The sequence below is a fragment of the Chitinophaga sp. HK235 genome, from assembly GCF_018255755.1.
GTDB lineage: Bacteria > Bacteroidota > Bacteroidia > Chitinophagales > Chitinophagaceae > Chitinophaga.
Genome location: NZ_CP073766.1, coordinates 135,874 through 156,623 on the forward strand (window position 1 = coordinate 135,874; position 20,750 = coordinate 156,623).

6 protein-coding genes are annotated in these 20,750 nt (G+C 47.4%); all 6 read left to right on the forward strand.

What is annotated here, in order from left to right; all coding sequences use genetic code 11:
- Position 1 precedes the first annotated feature (1 nt).
- Positions 2-1,336 carry a KamA family radical SAM protein gene (locus KD145_RS00485; RefSeq protein ID WP_212003974.1) on the forward strand — a complete coding sequence of 445 codons (1,335 nt, stop codon included), beginning with the start codon at positions 2-4 and terminating at the stop codon, positions 1,334-1,336.
- A 17-nt stretch (positions 1,337-1,353) separates the two neighbouring features.
- On the forward strand, positions 1,354-2,280 hold the full coding sequence (locus KD145_RS00490; protein WP_212003975.1) for a TauD/TfdA family dioxygenase: 927 nt from the start codon (positions 1,354-1,356) through the stop codon (positions 2,278-2,280).
- A gap of 107 nt (positions 2,281-2,387) precedes the next feature.
- Complete coding sequence (locus KD145_RS00495; RefSeq protein ID WP_212003976.1) at positions 2,388-5,648, forward strand: non-ribosomal peptide synthetase; 3,261 nt, start codon at positions 2,388-2,390, stop codon at positions 5,646-5,648.
- A gap of 40 nt (positions 5,649-5,688) precedes the next feature.
- Positions 5,689-17,721 (forward strand): non-ribosomal peptide synthetase, encoded by a 12,033-nt coding sequence (locus KD145_RS00500; RefSeq protein WP_212003977.1) that lies wholly within the window; start codon positions 5,689-5,691, stop codon positions 17,719-17,721.
- Between the two features lie 54 nt (positions 17,722-17,775).
- A complete protein-coding gene (locus tag KD145_RS00505; protein WP_212003978.1) occupies positions 17,776-19,134 on the forward strand; it encodes an aspartate aminotransferase family protein in 1,359 nt (452 codons plus the stop codon).
- A 7-nt stretch (positions 19,135-19,141) separates the two neighbouring features.
- Positions 19,142-20,743 (forward strand): MBL fold metallo-hydrolase, encoded by a 1,602-nt coding sequence (locus tag KD145_RS00510; protein WP_212003979.1) that lies wholly within the window; start codon positions 19,142-19,144, stop codon positions 20,741-20,743.
- The last annotated feature ends 7 nt before the right edge of the window (positions 20,744-20,750 follow it).

Below are 20,750 nucleotides of genomic sequence, written 5' to 3' on the forward strand. Positions count from 1 at the left end.
TATGATTACAACAAGAAGCGCATATAGCTATCAAAGTATTACCCTGCAGAATTTCAGAAAGGTGGAACAGGTGAAAAACTATCTTTCTGAAGATCAGATGAGATCTATTGAGGTAATTGGTAATGTGCTGCCCTTTAAGGTCAGTAATTACGTGATTGAAGAACTGATTGATTGGAGCAATATACCCGATGACCCGATTTTTCAGTTGACATTTCCGCAACGGGGAATGTTGGCAGATGACTTCTATCATACCATGGACAAGGCGCTTTCCGCCAATCTCAGTAAGTCTGATCTGAATAAAATCGCCTGTGATATCAGGTATCAGTTAAATCCCAATCCTTCCGGACAAAAGAAGAATGTGGTTTCGCTGGATGATGTGACTTTAAACGGTATACAACATAAGTATAAGGAAACATTATTGTTCTTCCCCAGTAACGGTCAGACCTGCCATGCCTATTGCACTTTTTGTTTCCGCTGGTCCCAGTTCGTGGGCATGGAAGACCTGAAGTTTTCCATGCAGGAGGGGGAAATGTTGGTGAAATACCTGCATGAGCATCCGGAAGTATCTGATGTGCTTTTCACTGGTGGCGACCCCATGACCATGTCTGCCAAAAAGCTGGAAACGTACATTGCCCCCATACTGGACTCTCCCGGGCATGGACTGGAAACCATCCGTATAGGAACGAAAGTGCTGGGTTATTGGCCCTACAAGTTTCTGACGGACAAGGATGCTGATGATACATTACGTTTATTCGACCGGGTTATTAAAAGCGGATACCATCTGGCGTTAATGGCTCACTTCAGCCACCCGGTGGAGTTGTCGACGCCTGCCGTACAAAGCGCTATCAAACGTATTTTAAGTACCGGTGTACAAATCAGGACACAATCCCCCATTTTAAATCACATTAACAATAAGTCGGAGATCTGGAGACGCATGTGGAAAGAGCAGGTAAGACTGGGTTGCATACCCTATTACATGTTCGTTGCCAGAGACACCGGCGCGAGGGATTATTTTGCTGTACCGCTGGAAGAGGCGCTGTCTGTGTATAACAAAGCTTATCAGCATATAAGCGGACTGGGAAGAACGGTAAAAGGCCCCAGCATGTCCACTGATTATGGTAAAATAGAACTGCTGGGCATCAACGAACTGGAGGGAGAGAAAGTATTTACCCTGCGGTTTATTCAGGGAAGAAATGCTTCCTGGGTGAAAGAACCCTTCTTTGCCAAATACAACCCCAACGCCATATGGCTGGATGATCTGGAGCCGGCCTTTAATAAGGAAAGTTTCTATTTCCAGAAAGACCAGTCCAATGTGCAATCTGTACAATTAATATAACGCTAAACAATAATAAAATGAATTTACCTTTTACCATTCAACCGGATGTGCAGCATCCTCATGAATTCATTTCCTATTATAAAGAGCATGAAGCTTATATTGAAAGCGTGCTTACCAGCCATGGCGCGGTGAAGTTCCGCAATGTGGCTATCAAATCGGCGAATGACTTTCAGCATATTGTCAACGCTATTTCCACGCAATTCCTGAATTATGTAAATGGGAACTCCCCGAGGAAAAAGCTGTCTGAGCATGTTTATACTTCAACAGAATATGATCAGACACAGGAAATCACGATGCACAACGAAATGTCCTATTCTGCCAGCTGGCCGGAAAAGCTCTATATGAGCTGTATCAGGGTGGCGGAAACCGGCGGCGAAACCTTACTGGCAGACAGCCGGGAAATTCTCCGGATCATGAACCCCGGTGTGGTGGAAGCCGTGAAGAACAAAAAAATCCGCTACATCCGGAACCTGCACGGCGGCAATGGTTTCTTCGGCAAATCCTGGCAGGAAACCTATGAAACGGACGATAAAAAATTGGTGGAAGAATACCTCAAAGCTTCGCAGATCGACTATCGCTGGGAAAATGATAATTCTCTCAAAATCGTACAATTAAGAGAGGGCGTGAATCTCCACAGAAAAACCAAAGAAATGGTCTGGTTCAATCAGATAGAACATTTCCATCCCTGTCATCTGGGCGACGAAATATACGAAGTGATCAAATCCATGTATGCTTCTCCACTGGACTACCCGATGTATGTGCAGTATGGCGACGGTACCGACATTGACGTGGAGGTGATCAAAGAAATCAAGGCCATCATCGCCGGTGTGACTTTAGCCCCTAAATGGGATGAAAACGAATTTATGATCATCGATAACGAGATCGCCTGCCATGGCAGGAGCCCTTTTACAGGAGAACGGCTGGTACTCGTTTCCATGTCCTGATCCGCCTTGCCCCGCCCCGTTAGTTTTTATTGTAGTTACCTCATATAGCTATAAAGTCTGTCTAACCGCGTATAACGCGTCTATTATTAAGCTTAAAATACATCTAAATGGATAAGCGACTGATTCATACCTTGTTTGAAAGGAATGCTATTCTGAAAGGAGATAATATAGCTGTACAAACGGAAACCCATACACGTAACTATCAGGAATTAAATATTGATGCCAACAGGCTGGCCAGCCTGTTGAGCGCCCGCCATATTAAAAAGGGAGACATCGTAGCTGTGTTTCCGGAAGATCCGTTGCTGCAGTTGGTTTCGCTGCTGGCTCTGTTTAAATCCGGCGCCATCTACCTGCCGCTGGACAAAAAATATCAGCAGAACCACTGGCAGGAATTGTATGAAAACATGCAGCCAAAGGCCATTATCCTTTCTGAAGAGAACAGGGGATTGCTGGATAAGTACAATGCCCTGTTTGAATATGTGATACCGGAAGTGATTGTTGCCTCCACAGATGCAAACGGACAATTATCTTATACCTTGCTGGAATACCGTTCCGGAGAATATAAACCGGTGAGTGATGACGTTGTTTTATCCACAGAAAATCCTGTCGTTGAACTGGATGGTGATGATTCAAACTACATTTTCTTTACATCCGGTTCCACCGGAAAACCGAAAGCCGTTTTAGGGAAACATAAGAGCCTGAGCCATTTTATCCACTGGGTATTCGGAGAGTTTGACATCACTGAAAAAGACAGGATAGGGCTCACCGCTTCTTTCTCCTTCGACGCTTCCATGCACGATATCTTTGTGGCTTTTTCCACCGGTGCAACGTTGCTGGTCCCCAAAAGGGAGACAAAGGAAGATATTGTAAGATTACAGCAATGGGTAAGTACAAACGAAATAAGCGTGCTTCATATCGTGCCTACTTTATTCAGATTGCTGGCATTAAAAATCAATCCGGACTCATTTGCTGATACTCCTCATTTGCCGCATCTGAAATATATATTCCTGGCAGGTGAAAAGCTATTTCAGAAAGATGTGGTCAACTGGCGGAATAAATACGGGTTGAATACCACGCTGATCAATTTGTACGGCACGACCGAAACCACCAATTTGAGCACCTTTTATGTGATCGAAGATACGCTGCCAGAGACAGCGGCTGAGGTGTTCTGTGTAGGGAAGCCTATCTCCAACACCGCCATACTGGTGCTGAATGACGGCAATGAACTGTGCCGCATAAACGAAGAAGGAAGCGTGTACATTAAAACGCCTTTTACCACAAAAGGTTACTTTAACAATCCGGAGCAAACCGCACAGCGGTTTGTGCAGAACCCGCTGACAACAAAAGAAGATATCATTTATAAAACCGGTGATTACGGTAAATATGATGCCGACCGGAACATTGTGATTTTAGGGAGACAAGATGATGTGGTAAAACTGAATGGCGTCAGGATAGACATGAGCTACATCGAGCGCACTATGCTGTCGCTGGAAAATATCCGGGCAGTGAAATGTCTGCTCTACCAGCCGGATACGGACGTGGATTCAACATTGGTCTGTTTCTATACATCTCCCGAACCTATGGACGAACTGCTCAGGGTGCATTGCGGCAAATTTTTGTCCGGATATGAAATCCCTTCCTTTTTTGCGCACGTGGAGAAATTCCCTGTCAATGCCAATGGCAAGATAGATGCGGATTATCTGCGGAACAGCATCGCAGCAAGATTGACAGCAGAGAAAGGGGACGCTGGTTTTCAGAATGACATGGAAAAGAAACTGGCAGCACTATGGGCGGGTGTGCTGGGCAATAAAAACATTGGCGCTGAAGACAACTTTCTGGCGTTGGGTGGCACCAGTATTAAGCAAATTCTGCTGATTTCAAAGATCCGGCTGACGTTTGGCTTCAATGTAACATTTGAAGACCTGTTTGCGCATCCCACTATACGGGCGCAGGCCAACCTGCTGTCTTCATTGTTGGATCAGCGGGAGGCAAAAGACGAAGACAGGATCCTGCCTGTTTCACAGGAGGGTAATACCTACGGCGTTTCAAATGAACAATTAAGGATATGGGCCACCGCGCAGTCGGAGGCCGAATCGGTAGCGCATAATATGTCGCACGCCTACGATGTGTACGGCGAATTTAACGTGGATCTGTTCAGACAGGTATTACGCGATATCGTTCGCCGACATGAAGCGCTGCGCACCAGTTTTGCTACCAACAGTGAAGGCGAGGTGGTACAGGTAATAACCGATGAGGTGAACATAGATGCCGCATTTGAATACGTATTTGGCGGAAGATACCTGACAGAGTCGGAGATTAAGTTCTATTTGAAATCATTCAGCCAGTTTGCTTTCAATTTATCCAATGCACCGTTGTTCCGTGTTGCTTTAATACGGACATCTGAAGACAGTTTTATCCTCGCCACTGTTATGCACCACATTATCGGTGACCAGACCTCCAATCAGGTTATCATGAATGAAGTGATGCAACTGTATGAAGGCTATCGCAGCAAAATACCGGTGACGTTAAATGAAATTAAAGTCCAGTATAAGGACTATACACATTGGATCAGACGTAAAATAGCCGATAATAAATTCCAGGCGGAGCGGAGCTTCTGGAAGAAACATCTGGAAGATGTTTACCAACAGCCCAAATGGTACGATCATTCCGGTTCGGTGGATTATACCGGCGCCTATTATAGCCAACCCTTCAGCGACGAGCTGGTATCGGATATCCGGAAGTATTGTGCCAATACGAACCGGAATCTGATGACCGTGCTGGTGTCTGCACTGGGTATGTTGATTAATAAAATGAGCGGTCAGACGGATGTGGTTATCGGTACACCGGTTAGTTTGAGGAATCATCCCGACCTGATCGGGCAGGTGGGACTATACCTGAATCTGGTGCCTTTAAGAGTCCGGGTTAATCCGCAGGATCATGTGGAAGATGTAGTAAAAGATACTGCCGGCCATCAGGGCAAATGGATGGACTATTCATTTTATCCTTTCGATACTATTATCGATGAGTTTGAACAGGCACGGCGCTTTAACCTCATCGACCGGATCGATCTCTATCTGAATTTTATCAACCAGGAAGAAGAAGGGAAAAAGGTGGAAGGGCTGGATTTTGTTTACCGTGACCGGGAAATTAAAATGAGCAAATTCCCTGTTTGTTTTTACGTGTCCAACCGAAAATCCCAAATATCTATCCGGATAGAATATCAGGTAAACATCTTTAAACATAAGGAAATCGAAAAGCTGTACGACCGTTTTTGCAGGTGCATCCGGCACATTTTACAGGACGGCGACAGCAAAGTCAGCTCCATCAGCCTGATTGACAAAGAAACGATCCCTACGTTTCGATTCTGATCATTTTCAAATACCATTTTACCCGTAAATAAAGATTAGCATGAGGTGCTTAAGTTCATATCATCAGCAGCGCTTGTGGTTTATAGATCATTTTGAGAAAGATAACCTGTACAAAGGAGGTCCTGTTTATCACAATATGGCGCTTGGATTTAAGATGGACGGGAATTTCTCAGCGGCAGCCATCAGTGATGCTGTGAAGGCATTGGCAGACATCCATCCTGTGTTGAGAACAATACTGATTAACGAGGAAAATACCATCTGGCAGGATATAAAAGATACAGCTGAAATCAATATCGCGGATATAGTGAAACCGGAAGAAGACCTTGCTGCTAATCTGGAACGCCTGCGGCAGCGACCTTTTGAATTCGAAAAAGAATTATTGTTTAGATGCTATTATGAGCTTAAAGAAGAAGCTGTTATTTGTTGTTTCGTGATTCATCATATCATTATCGACAGGACCAGTTTGCCAGTGCTCAGGGATGTATTTGTACAACTGCTGTCCGGAAAGGCGCCGGAAGCGCTTCCGGTTACCTATGATAAGTTCTCGGATTGGCAGAATAGCCTCACCAAAGATGATCTGGAACCTTTGTTGTTTTACTGGAAGAATAAGCTACGGAATTTACAGGTCCTTTATTTTGTAACAGATCATCCCAGGGAGCAAATACATATTTATCGTTCCTGCACTGTCTCCCGGAACATAGAAAAGCCTGCCATAGTGGATTTTTGTGCCCGTCAGGGCATACCTGCGCGGCAGCTTTTTCTGGCGGTATATAAAATGGCGCTGTCCAGGCTAACCGGGTTGTCAGATATCGTTATCGGCAGTATGATGGATGTAAGACCTGTCGGAATAGAAGGGCTGACAGGGCCGCTGGATAACTGGGTGGTGTTGCGCACGCTGATCGATACGGATCATTCCCTGATGGAAAACTTAAAAAGCGTAGGCAGGGAGTGGAGCGAAACAGCAGCATTTAAGACCATGCCTTTCGATAAGCTGGTGCTGGACCTCAATCCCCAGAAGGATATGAGCAGAACGGCATTGTTTGATGTGGCTTATAATTTTGAGACTGACAGCCTGAAAAATGAACATGTAACGTCTATAGGCGCGAACAACGAGGGATTGGGCAAATACGACTTTAATTTGCTGATCAGGGAGAATGATCAGGATTATCAGCTGTTTTTAACTTACAACGAACTTTATTTTAACGATTATACGGTTGATGCGATCGTTGATCTGATGAACAGGTTAATGGTAACGCTGTTGACCAGCCCTGATACGTTGCTGAAGGATGTGCCGCTGGTATCTTCCAACATCAAAGTATCTGCTTTCCGGCAAACGGAGACGCTTGTGTTGAATGAAAATGATTCCATCATCAGCCGGTTTAATGAACAGGTAAAGAAAAGTGGGGATAGCCCGGCGGTAGCTTTTATGGATACTACGCTGACATACCGGGAACTGGACGTACGTTCCGGTCAACTGGCCAACTATCTCAGGGAACGGTACACGATTCATCCGGAAGATGGCATCGCCATTATTCTCCCTAAAACAGAACAACTGATTGTGGCCATACTGGCCGTATTAAAACTTGCTGCAGTATATGTACCGATAGACCCTTCGTACCCGGAGGAAAGGAAAACGTTTATACTGGAAGATGCCGCGTGTAAAGCAGTGATCGATGAAGTATTTCTGGCGGAGCACCGGGAGGCTATTGCAGTTGCTTCTCCGGAAGCACCCCCTGTTACGATTGGCAGGAACAACCTGGCGTATATCATCTATACCTCAGGTTCTACCGGAAAACCCAAAGGGGTGATGATCGTTCATGGTAATGTGATTTCCCTGCTGGATTCCAGTCTGCTGAAATTTGATTTTACGGAAAATGATACCTGGAGCCTGTTCCATTCCTATTGCTTTGATTTTTCCGTCTGGGAGATTTTCGGTGCGCTGTTAACAGGTGGGAAGCTACTGGTCTTAAACCATGAACAGGTCAAAAACCATCAGTTGTTCATTAAACTGATGCGGCAACATCAGGTGACTGTCTTCAGTCAAACGCCTTCTGCTTTTTATAATTTCATTGCATTGGGGGAAGATGTTGATTCCTTACGATATATCGTGTTTGGTGGGGAATCCCTGCACGCGGAGAAGCTGGAGGTCTGGTACAAGGCACACCCCGGCGTGAAGCTGGTCAATATGTACGGTATTACAGAAACCACCGTACACGTGACCTTTAAATTGCTGACAGAAACTGCTGTTCAGCAATCCCTGAATAACGTTGGCATACCGCTGTTGTTTGCCAATGTGTATGTGCTGGATAAGGATAAAAACCTGTTGCCGTTTGGTAGGCAGGGGGAGATGTATATTTCCGGAACAGGGGTGGCAAGAGGTTATATCAATCGCCCGGAGCTCTCCGCAGAGCGGTTTGTAGCCTGTCCCTTTGATGATAACGGTGTGATGTATCGGAGTGGCGACCTGGCCAGGTTCTTACCTTCCGGGGAACTGGAATATCTGGGCAGGGCCGATGATCAGGTGAAGATCAGGGGCTACCGGATTGAACTGGATGAAATAAAGAAACATATCGAAAGCCATCCTGATGTGGTCATCAGCGCGGTGGTGGTGGTAAACCTCCCGGACGGCGACAAAGCGATAGCTGCCTATGTTGTTACAAAAGAACACGGCAGTATAGACGTTGTCCGCGCCTATCTGGCCAGCCGGGTGCCGGAATATATGGTGCCGGCTTTCTGGGTGAGGCTGGAAGATATGCCAATCAATGCCAATGGTAAAGTAGACCAGCGCAGATTACCATCCCCGATAGGCCTGACGGACGGAGAGGAACAGGAAATACTTCCTCCGGAAACGAAAACAGAAATCGGGTTGGCAGGCATCTGGGAAGAACTGCTGAATACCTCCCGCATAAGTCTGACAGACAACTTCTTTAAGCTGGGCGGGCATAGCCTGAAAGCCATCCGCCTGATAGGGCTGATACACAAACAATTCAACGTGCTGTTGGAGCTGAAGCATATCTTCTCCAATCCCACGCTCAGAGAACAGGCGCTATTGATCACTTCCGGAACGGGCAGCGCTTTCAACGCTATAGACCGGGTGCCGGAGGCGGACCACTATGCTATTTCCCCTGCACAGAGCAGGTTGTGGATATTGAGCCAGTATGAGGAAGCATTGGTGTCGTATAATATGCCGGGTCATGTCGTATTAAACGGAATGTATGACACGACGTTGTTTCAGCGGGCCGTCGAAGCGGTGATCGATCGCCATGAGATATTACGGACGGTATTTGTGATGGATGCTTCCGGGGAGATCCGTCAGCAGGTGGCGGACCGCGAAATACCGGGTTTTGAAATCGGTTATGAAGATTTCCGGGGAGAAGAAGATAAGGCACGGGCTTATATCGCCGCAGATGCTTACCGGCCCTTTGATCTGGAGCAGGGTCCTTTGCTGCGGGCAGCTTTATTACAGGTGTCCGATGACCGCTATATCTTTTATTACAATCTGCATCATATCATCAGCGATGGCTGGTCTATGAAAATACTGGAACGCGATGTGATGGGATATTACGAAGCATTTAAATCCGGCGTTGCGCCCGGCCTGCCGGCACTTCCCATTCAGTACAGGGACTATGCGGCGTGGCAGTTACGCCAGTTGGAAACGGCGCGGTATGCAGATGACCGGGCTTTCTGGCAGAACATACTTTCCGGGGAACTGCCGGTATTGGATTTGCCGGCTTATACGTCCCGCCCGATCATAAAAACGTATAATGGTCGCCGTTTGTCGACGTATATTTCACCCTCCCTTACCGGCGCATTGAACAACTACTGCCGGGAACATGGCGGCAGCCTGTTCATGGGCTTGCTGGCAGTGTGGAATGTGCTGTGTCACCGGTATACCTCGCTGGAAGATATTATCACCGGAACGCCAGTAGCCGGACGTGAACATTCCGATCTGGAAGATCAGATTGGTTTTTATATCAACACGCTGGCCTTACGCAACAGCGTGGTTCCCCATGAAAGTTTTGATGCTTTCTTTGAACGGATAAAAGAAAATACACTGGAAGCCTATGAACATCAGCAGTATCCTTTTGACCGGCTGGTGGACGATCTGGGTTTAAAATATGATACCAGCCGCAGCGTATTGTTCGATGTAATGCTGGTGTTGCAAAATGCCGGCGAAAACAGGAACGATACAGCGGTGGCGGAAGATAACCTGCATCAGGTGAAAGACCATGGTCCTGCGGTGGCCAAATTTGACCTGCAGGTCGCCTTTCAGGAAACGGGCGATGCATTACTGTTCTCTGTCAACTATAACACGGATGTATATGACCGGGAGATGATAGAGCGGTTGATAGTCCACTACAAGCGCCTGGTAGCTGCCCTGATGGAAAACCCCGATGTGCTTTTAGGTGCCGTGGAATATTTGCAGGCATCGGAAAAAGATGAGCTGTTGTATCGCTTCAATCCCACCAAAATTGACTACCCGAGGGAGAAGACGGTGGCCGACCTGTTTGCAGAACAGGCAGCCATATGCCCGGATAGTACCGCCGTGGTCTTTGAAGGGCGGGAACTGACTTACCGGGAGCTGGAGGTACGGTCCAACCGGCTGGCGCATTATCTGATAACGCATTATCACGTTGAACGGGAAGACCTGATAAGCATCCGGCTGGAGCGGAGCGAATGGATGATCATCGCTATACTGGGAATACTAAAGGCCGGAGCGGCCTATGTACCAATAGATCCGGGGTATCCTGCCGGCCGTATCGCCTATATGGAGGAAGACAGCCACTGTAAAGTCTCCATCACCGAAGTGCTGCTCAGCGGGTTTGAACGGGCGGAAGGTTTGCCGGAGAGTCGGCCGGTCGTGACAATCACCCCGGACCAGCTGGCATACGTCATGTATACATCCGGTTCTACCGGCCGCCCCAAAGGCGTGATGATATCGCACATAAACATTGTCCGGCTGGTAAAAAACACCAACTATGTCCATGTAGGCGAAGGCGACAGGGTATTGGGGCTGTCCAATTTTTCGTTCGATGGTTCCACCTTCGATGTGTTTATGCCGCTGTTGAATGGCGGAGCAGTAGTCATCTGTACAAAAGACGGGCTGCTGAATGTACAAAGCCTGAGCGAGATCATCGCCAAAGAAAGGGTAGACAGTTTTTTTGTGACCACCGCTTTTTTTAATGTGTTGACAGATGCTGCACCGGAATCCCTGAAAAGGCTGAAATATGTGCTGGTGGGGGGCGAGCGGGTATCGCAGGAACATATGAGGCGGTTTAAGGAAAGATACCCGACAGTACGACTGATGAACGTATACGGACCTACGGAGAATACCACGTTCTCCACCTACTACGAAATAAAATTGCCGGTAAACAAAACCATTCCGATTGGTGTACCGATCGCCAATAGTACCTGTCTGGTACTGGATGCCAATAATAAGCTGGTGCCTGTCGGGGTACCGGGCCAGATCTGCCTGAGCGGCGACGGTTTGTCCCGTGGTTATCTCAACGCGCCGGCCTTAACAGCAGAGAAATTCGTCCCGCATCCATACGAAGCCAATGCCCGCTTGTACAAAACAGGCGACCTGGGAAGGTGGCTGCCCGATGGGAACATTGAATTCATCGGCAGAAAGGATAACCAAATCAAAGTCCGCGGCCACCGGATAGAAACAGGAGAAATAGAAGCAGCGCTCCTGTCGCAGGACTTTATTATTCAGGCAGTGGTGGATGTGAAAAAAATAGGGGAGGACCATACTATTGTTGCCTACATTGTTCCTGCGGCCAATGAACAGCTGGATAAGGCGCTGCTGAAAGAGCGGCTGAGAGTTGATCTGCCGGCGTATATGCTTCCCAGTTATTATGTGGAAGTAAAAGCGCTGCCGTTAACCTCCAACGGGAAAGTGGACAAAGAGGCATTGCCACCCGTAGGGGAAGCAGACCTGATCAGGGAAGAATACATCGCGCCACAAACAGCAGCAGAACATCTGCTGATAGCCATATGGAAGGACGTGCTGAAACAAAGCACCGTGGGCGTAATGGACAATTTTTATGATCTGGGCGGCGATTCCATTAAATCCATACAGGTAATATCCCGGCTGCGGGAACAAAACTATCAGGTCAAAGCCAGCCAGATACTGCAAAATCCGGTTTTGAGGAACCTGGCCAGACTGTTAAAAACCACGACCATAGAAATCGATCAGTCGCTGGTTACAGGCGAAGTAACGCTGACGCCTATACAACATTATTTCCTGCACGGAAGTCATTTTAAAAACAAACATCATTTCAACCAGTCAGTGGTGCTGCAAAGCAGCCAGTCACTGCGTTCAGACTGGGTTGCAGCTTGTGCGGCAAAACTGGCGGAACATCATGATGCCTTAAGGATGTCGTTTTCGCTGAACGGCAGCGACTGGGAACAGTTCAACAATGCGGACATACAGGATGTATACACCTTTTTTGATCTGGGACAGGAAGAAAACGACATCGCCGCGATGGGTGAAATCGGGCAGCAAATTCAATCCGGATTTGATATCAGGGATGGCAATTTGTTCAAAGTCGTTCATTTCAGGCTAAAAAGCGGCGACCGCCTGGCGTTGATAGCCCACCATCTGGTTGTGGACGGCGTTTCCTGGAGGATCATGCTGGAAGACCTGAACGTGCTGTATCAACAAATTCAGAACGGCCATCCGTTGGCCCTGCCGCGAAAAACCAGCTCCTATAAGACGTGGGCATCCTCTTTAAAAACAGTAGTGGAAAAAGAGCAGCGGTGGGAAAAGGAAAGGGCTTACTGGGAAAATATCATTCAACAAGGGGCTCATCACGGTTTGCCCGTCAGGGAGAACGCTGGAGAGCAACATAAACTGGACAGGACAGCCGGCTTTTCTCTGGAGAAAGAACAGACTAAAAAATTACTCACCCGACTTCATCATACTTATAATACCGATATAAACGACCTGTTGTTGACAGCACTGGTAAGGGCATTGGGCCAGACCCTGGCCGTCAGAAAGGTGTCTGTACAATTGGAAGGGCACGGCAGGGAAGACCTTAAAAATGAGGTGGATGTAAGCCGCACAGTCGGCTGGTTTACGTCGGTATACCCGGTCATACTGGAAACTGCCGGGGGATCTTTGGAGAAAGATCTCGTGCTGGTAAAAGAGAACCTGCGAACCATCCCCAATAAGGGCATCGGTTATGGTATGCTGAAGTACCTTTCCGGACAAGGACTGCCTGAAGCCCCGACACAAATTGTCTTTAACTACCTCGGTGATTTTGGCGCCAGGAACATAGGGGCGAAGGCGGACGCGGTGTTTGAATTTTCAGCGGACTATTTCGGGGCAAGCTCGGCTACAGTTAATGAAGACGACAGCCTGCTGCAGGTTTCAGGGATTACCGTAGACGGCGTGTTTACTGCTAACATAAAATATAATGCCGCGCTTTTCGATGTTCCCGTGATCGAAGCATTAGCCGCAAATTATAAGGAACAGCTGTCAGCTTTGATAACCACCCTCGAAAACAACCACCAACGGATTTTAACGCCATCGGACCTTACCTATAAAGGTCTTTCCATAGAAGAGCTGCATGGCCGAAATGAGGCGGGAACGCTGGAGGATGTTTACCAGCTTTCACCACTGCAAAAGGGAATGTACTATCACTGGCTGGCCGCACCTGATTCCGCTACTTATTTTGAGCAGTTTTTCTATAAAGCCCATGTTACCAACTTTAACCGGGACAATATTGAACGGGCGTTTAATAAACTCATTCAGAGACATGCGGTATTGAGGACCCGCTTCGATACATCCGATGCAGGAGAATTGATTCAGGAAGTGCATACTATCACGGAGGGGGATATTGCTTTCCTGCGGGCCGCGGATGAAGATCAGGTGATAGAGGACATCCGGCAGGCAGATATACGGAAAGGATTTGCACTGGATACGCCATATCCCATCAGGCTCCGGGTGATTGCGTTTGACGCGGATACTTACGGTTTCTTATGGAGTTTCCACCATATCATCATGGACGGATGGTGTATGAGCATCCTGTACAAAGATTTTTGTAAGTTCCTGACAGCAGAAGAACAGGGCGTAACGCTGTCTTTCCCGGATGTAGCGCCCTACAGCCGGTATGTGGAGTGGATCAACAACTTCAACCCCGATGATTCCCTTGCTTACTGGAACAACTATTTAACGGACTATAACAGCAGGGCGGAAATTCCATTTAAAAAACAACAAAAAGCTACCGACATATACGGTAAAGAAAGATTTATGATAGATGGGGAGCTCTTTGGTAAAATCAACGATCTCACCAAATCGCTGAACGTCACGCAAAATACTTTTATGCAGGCAGTGTGGGGCATGCTGCTGTCCAGATACAACAATACAAAAGCTGTTGTATTCGGGGCTGTGGTGTCGGGAAGGCCGCCTGAACTGGCAGGAACGGAACAGATGGTCGGGCTGTTTATCAATACCATCCCTGTCAGGATCCAATATAGCCGTAAAGACACGCCGAAGGATATACTGTTGCGCGTACAGGAGGAAGGTATCGCAGGAAGCCAGCATCATTACCTGAATATTGTGGATATACAGGAACAGAGCGCGCTGGGAAAGAACCTGCTACATCATGTGCTGGTATTTGAGAACTATCCGGTAAAAGAAATTGTAGAAAACGATATCCATCAAACCCTGTCGGCTTATCAGATCCAAAGTGACAGTGTCAGCGTTTTTGAGCGGACCAACTTCGATTTTGGTATTTCCATGGCGCCTGCTGATCATTTCATTTCGGTGGCATTGAACTATAATAAAGCGCTGTATGATGAAAATGATATCAAGCGTGTGGTTAGTCATTTTCACCGTTTGATAGCGGCCTTTGCTGAATGCACCGATCAGCCGGTGATAGAACTGGAGTATTTAACAGCCGGCGAGCGCAAAGAACTGCTGGAATCGCTTAATAACACGGATGTCGATTTCTCTGATGGCAAAACGCTTATTGAAAAGTTTGAGAAACAGGTAATCAGTACGCCGGACAATTTCGCGGTGATCTTTCAGGATCAGCGACTAACCTACAGGCAACTGAATGAGCTCAGTAACCGGTTCTCCTGGTTTCTGATCAACGAGTATGATATAGTCCCCGGCGACATTGTCGGGATTCAGCTGGAACGCTCGGCTATGTTTGTTGCCATACTGATAGGGGTGCTGAAAGCCCGTGCCTGCAGCGCTCCCATTGACGTAGCTGCACCGGAACAGCAAAAGAAATATATCGCAGCCAATGCTAAAATGATCATTACTGAGAAAGAGGTAATGGTCTTTGACCGGCACAGCAACCTGTATAAAACGGAAAATCTCTATCTCGACTACAGGTTGCAGGATTTGATCTATATTATTTATACCTCCGGCTCAACCGGCGTTCCCAAAGGCTGTATGCTGGAAAATGCAGGCGTGGTCAATCATGTCAATGATAAAGTGCAGTCGCTGGCACTGAATGAAACATCCGTGATCTGCCATGCATCGAAGATGAATTTTGTCGGCGGGATCTGGCAATTCTGGGCGCCTCTCAGCACTGGCGGTACGCTGGTACTGACGCCCATGGAAGAACTGCAGGACATCGCTGCCCTGCTGGATACCACAGTTAAACATGGGGTGTCTATGCTGGAAGTGATCCCTTCCCAGCTGAACATGGTATTCAGTCTGGGGCAGGAGCATAAACTGAGTCATATCGAAACATTGATCCTGACGGGAGAGCCGTTGACGCCTTCCTATGTGAATAAGTTTTTTGATATCAACCCGGATATCAGGATCATTAATACTTATGGACAGACTGAATGTTCAGACGTGACCACGTCTTACACCATGCAGGGGAGGCTGGAAGATGAAAAAATCCTCATTGGTACGCCCATTTGCAATACGCAAATGTACATACTGGACGAAGATATGAACCTGTGTGCCAGAGGTGTTGTCGGGGAACTCTGTACCTCCGGGGTGGGCGTTTCCAGAGGATATCTGCATCAGGAAGAACTAACCCGGGAGAAGTTTGTGGATCATCCGTTTAAAACGGGCGAGCGGTTGTATAAGACCGGCGATCTTGGCAGGTGGCTGCCCAACGGGAACCTTGAAGTGTTGGGCAGAAAAGATGACCAGATAAAAATACGCGGCTACAGGATCAGTCTGGGTGAAGTAGAAAACGCGCTGCTGTCGGTAAAAGATGTCAAAAACGCGGTAGTGTTGCCGAAACTGTATGGAGAAGAAAAAGTGATCGTGGCTTACTTCACTGCTAAAGCGGCAATGAATGGTTCCGATTTGAGGAAACAACTAAAAGCCTTGCTGCCTGATTACATGATCCCTTCCTATTATGTGCAGCTGGAAGCGCTGCCGTTGATGTCCAATGGAAAGGTGAACAAAAAACAACTGCCTGATCCGGCTGAAGGTAACCTGGAAACCGGGACTGAATACGTAGCACCGCTGGATGCTGCAGAACAACGTTTAGCCGCCATATGGGAAACGTTGTTAGGCAGAAAGCGGGTGGGCCGCCATGATGACTTCTTTGCGCTGGGGGGCCACAGTTTAAAGGTGATCAGCCTGATTGCGCAGATCCATAAAGAGTTTGGAGTTAAACCGGGCATACGGGATGTATTTAATAACCCTACCATAAAAGAACTTGCCGGCGTTATGCGGGAAGCGCAGCAGGAAACGCACACCGTTATTCATCCTGCGGTGGCCATGGCGGATTATCCGCTTTCTTACGAACAGAGAAAGCTGTGGATAGCCAGTCAGGTAAAAAACGCTTCCGTGGCATTAAATGTATCCTACCAGCTGGAAATAGCTGCCGATATTGATTACGACCGGTTTAAAAACGCAGTAGCGGCGGTCACCGCGCGCCATGAAATGTTGCGGACGGTATATAAAAGAAACGAAACGGGAGAAGTACGGCAGCGGATAATACCGATGGAGCAGTTTACATTGCCCGTCTCTTATAAAGAAACAACAAGTGAAGCGGCATTAAAGCAATATATGGATGAAGACAGAACGGCAGCTTTTGATCTCGAAAACGGGCCTTTGTTCAGCATCACCCTCTTCAGAAAAGCCGGGGGCAGCGCTGTGTTGTTCTTTAATATGCATCATATCATTGGTGACGGGCCTTCCATGGAAGTGCTTCACCGGGAAATAATGCACTACTACCGGGAGGGGAATGCTGCTGTAACGGAACCGTTGCCGGTGCATTACAAGGACTATGCGGTTTGGCAGGAGGCGGAACTGCAGGGTAAAAGGGCTGAAAGACCAGTGAAATACTGGCAGGAGCAATTCAGGAACGGCATCCCTCAGGTGCAGCTGCCATTTGAAAAAAGTCGTCCCAAAGCCTTTACCTATATGGGCAATGCTATGTACTTCCATTCCGGAAGTATGATAAAAGCCGGCCTTTTAAAGCGTACAGAAGAACTCAGGGGTAGTATGTACACCACTATTCTGTTTATCGTCAAGGCGCTTTTGTACAGGTACACCGCGGCCTCCCGGATAATGATAGGCTCTTCTTTCTCCACAAGAGTACACAGCGATTTAAATGACCAGATCGGTTTTTATGTCAATAACCTGCCGGTGATCACGCGGTTGAATACCCACGATGCTTTAAAGGATATATACAATCAGCTGAAAGAAAATGTCTTCACTATCAGCGAGTATTCCTGGTATCCTATGGAATTGCTGGCAGACAAGATCGGCTACCATTACGATCCTGCGTATCCCGGTGTATTCAACGTGCTGGTGGACTATCACAAACAGAGCGGCGAAGCCGCCGGGTCATCATCGCCGGAAACCCATACCAGATACCGCGAAAACGTTCCCTGTCAGTTTGATCTCACCATCGAAGTGATGGAAACAGCGAATGGCCTGAGTTGGGTGATCATCTACAACAATTCGCTTTTTGATGATATCCGGATGGAAATATTTAAACAGCGGCTGGAACATTTGACCGGAATGGTGGCCGACCAGCATGTCAACTTTGAATCTGTCAGCTTGCCAGAACTGATCCGGGATGAAACGGCATTAGGTAACAAAGCCCTCAAGGAGCAACTGTCTCAGGAAAATTTTTAGCACAACCTCTCATAACCAATAAACTTTTTAGTTGACTCAAAAAATCTATGCATTATGATTAAATCATTAATTCATTCGATGATAGTATGTCCGGACATGACCAAAGACTATCCCAAAATAGAGTATGGATCTGGAGTTTACCTGTACGATAAACAGGGAAAGAGATATCTGGATGGCGCTGCAGGTTCCTCTTCGGTGTCGAACCTGGGATATGGCAGGCAGGAAATCATAGCTGCCGCCACGGAACAGATGTCTAAAGTAGCGGTTCTGCCTACGCACGCATTCAGTGCGGAGGTGGTGGAACGTTACCTCGACAGGCTGGTGAATTTTGCTCCGGAAGGATTTAAGCGGGCATGGACGGTAATGAGTGGAACAGAAGCGGTGGAAAATGCGGTGAAGCTTGCCCTGCAATACCATCAGCTGATGGGAGAACCCAATCGTTATAAAATAATATCCCGCTGGAATACTTACCATGGCAATTCTGTGTTCATGCTGGACATTGGTGGCATGAAAGCGCGCAGAGAGGCTTACAGCAAATGGTTGAACAACTTCCCGCATATTTCCCCTGCTTATAGCTACAGAAAGCCGGAGGGTATGACGGAAGAAGAATACGTATTGTCACTGCTGAAGGAATTTGAAAACACCATCATCGAAGCAGACCCGGAAACAGTAGCTGCATTTGTGGCAGAGCCGGTAGTGGCCGCCGCTATGGGTGCTGTACCTCCGCCGGAAGGCTATTTCAAAGGTATCCGCCGTATCTGCGATAAATACGGGATACTGTTTGTTTCTGATGAAATCTTATCAGGATTTGGCAGGACAGGTAAAAATTTCGGCATCAGCAATTTTGGCGTTAAACCGGATATCATCGCTGCAGGCAAAGGTATCAGCGGCGGCTATTTCCCGCTGTCTGCCGTGATTGCGTCTGAAAAAGTAGTGACGCCGTTTGTGGACACCAAATCACCGTTCCTCGGCGGACACACTTTTGCCTGCAACCCCGTGGGCGCTGCGGTGGGCAATTGTGTCCTCGATATCATCGAAAGAGAACAACTGATACAAAGGTCCAAAGAAATGGGAGACATCTTCCTGGAAAAACTCCGTGGGCTATACGAATATGACATTGTGGGAGATGTGCGCGGCGTAGGGCTGCAATGCGGTATTGAGCTGGTGCAGGACAGGGAGACAAAAGAACCATTCCCGAAGGAACTGCTGCTCTCCAAAAAAATAGGAGAAAGGTCGATCCAGAAAGGAGTAGTGCTATACCCCGGCAGAGGCTCTGTTGATGGTGTACTGGGTGATCATATCATGATAACGCCTCCTTTTATTATTGATGAAGAACAACTGGAGACCATTGTCTCTACCGTAAAAGACTGTATAGAAGAGGTTTCTGTGGAATTAAAACAATTTACCAAATAGTTGAGCGATGAGTAGCGACAACAAATATTACCTGAAACTGAATGTGGCCATTGAAGCGCTGATAGACCGGTGGTATGCATGGTCGCATTTGGTTTCTCCCGCTACCGCGGCCATGAATATCAAAGACAGGCACGTCAAAATCATGAAGTCCTATGTGAAGAACCCGAAGATCCATGAGGCGGCGGTAAAAAGACCTGAAATGCGCGGCGGACCATTTATTGACTACGGCGGACAAAGGGTGGACGAGATTGAACAACTGCTGGAAACGACCATGGAAAAAAGGGCGAATATGCTGAAGTTCAATGAGGCAGTACATGAGCTCAACGGCATGTTGCAGAAAGAAGCCGCCGGATATTCCCTGAACCCGTTGTACGATAAAGTACCCGACATCTTAAAAGGATATGTTGAACTGTACTATGATCTGAATGATCAGGCGAACTTCCGCTTTTTTGAGGCGTTGCTTTACAAGAGCGAATACTATGATGAATCCACTCAGTCTGTTTCATTGCAGCTGATCGAAGCAGACGATGATCGTTCCTTTGTATTAAGTACGCCGCGCCTGGATGACGAACACCTGTTACATCTGGACGTGAAGTTTAAGGATAACGTTATTGATAAGTTGTTTAAAATGAAGCGTATCCCGGGCAGCTACGATGAAATCAAAGAGGAGCTGCAGATAAAGCCGGAACAGGAAGTACTTTTCAGGAGCTTTTTCACCGAAGAACCTCCGGCAAAATACCAGCCTTACACCGGAAGCGGGATCAGGACCCGGTATTTTGGCCACGCCTGCGTACTGGTGGAAACCAACGAGATGTCGATCCTTGTTGACCCGGTGATTAGCTATGATGGCTATGAAACAGAAGTGAACAGATACACGATCAACGATCTGCCCGAAAAAATCGATTATGTGTTGATCACCCATAACCATCAGGACCATGTGCTACTGGAAACGCTCCTGCAGCTGCGCCACAGCATCAAACATCTTGTTGTTCCCAGCTGTGGCAAAGGAAACCTTCAAGATCCCAGCCTTAAACTGATGTTCAATAATATCGGGTTCAATAATGTGATTGAGCTGGATGATATGGAGTCCATTACGATGGACAAATGTACTATCACCGGCTTACCCTTTCTGGGAGAGCATTCGGACCTGGATGTGAGAAGCAAGCTGTGTTATCATGTGAAGCTGCATAACAGCTTCCGGGTGATGTTTGCTGCCGACTCCTGTAACGTACAGTCGGATCTGTATAAGCGGGTACACGCCATCATGGGCAACATCGACGTGCTGTTCCTCGGAATGGAATGCGATGGCGCGCCGCTGACCTGGTTATACGGCCCGCTGCTGTCCCTGCCTATGGAGCGCGATAAAGATCATTCGCGGCGGCTGGCAGGTTGTGATTACAATCAGGGAAAAGATCTGGTAGACATTTTCCACCCCAGAAATGTTTTCGTGTATGCGATGGGGATGGAGCCATGGCTCGAATTTATCAGTTCCATAAAATACACAGACCAGTCCCGGCCTATTGTGGAATCAAACAAGCTGGTAGACAAATGCAATAGCATGGGTATTGACGCAGAGCGTCTGTTTGGAGAAAAAACCATTGAGTACTAATAAATAA